Annotated in this window: 1 protein-coding gene; it reads left to right on the top strand. The window is 70.9% G+C overall.

The window, feature by feature from the left end:
• The coding region (locus tag H9Y04_RS46060) for a pyridoxamine 5'-phosphate oxidase family protein (protein WP_187820202.1) at positions 1–495 on the top strand (495 nt) is incomplete at its 5' end.
• Positions 496–506: the final 11 nt, after the last annotated feature.

The following is a 506-nucleotide window of genomic DNA, read 5'->3' as shown; positions in this document are numbered from 1 at the left end:
GACAAGCTCCAGTCCCTCCTCGACTCCTCCCTCTCCGCCTCGACCGCACACCTCCGCTCGATCGTCGAGGGCCGCACCATCACCGCGGCGCAGCTCACGGGGGTCCTGACGGGCATGTGCACGCTCGCCCTCTCCACGACCACCGCGAAGGGCGAACCGCGGATCAGTGGCGCCGACGGGCACTTCCTGCACGGCCGGTGGCACTTCGGCACGGCACGCAACGCCGCCAAGGCCCGTCATCTCGCGGCCCGTCCGGCCGCCAGCGTCGCGCACCTGCGCGGCGAGGACCTCGGCGTCTTCACCCACGGCACGGTGGAGGAGCTGAACCCCGAAGGCGCCGAGCCCACGGCCGACTGGCAGGAGCTCCGCGCCTACTTGCAGGACTTCTACGGCGACGACAGCTTCGACTGGGACCGCGAGGTCGTCTACTACCGGCTGAACCCGCACTGGATGACCGTCTACGCCCCCGACCTCGACAAGCTCACCGGCACATGACGCCGGGCCCG

Source organism: Streptomyces polyasparticus, assembly GCF_014493765.1.
Taxonomy (GTDB): Bacteria; Actinomycetota; Actinomycetes; order Streptomycetales; family Streptomycetaceae; genus Streptomyces; species Streptomyces polyasparticus.
This window is presented reverse-complemented; position numbering and strand designations above follow the sequence as displayed.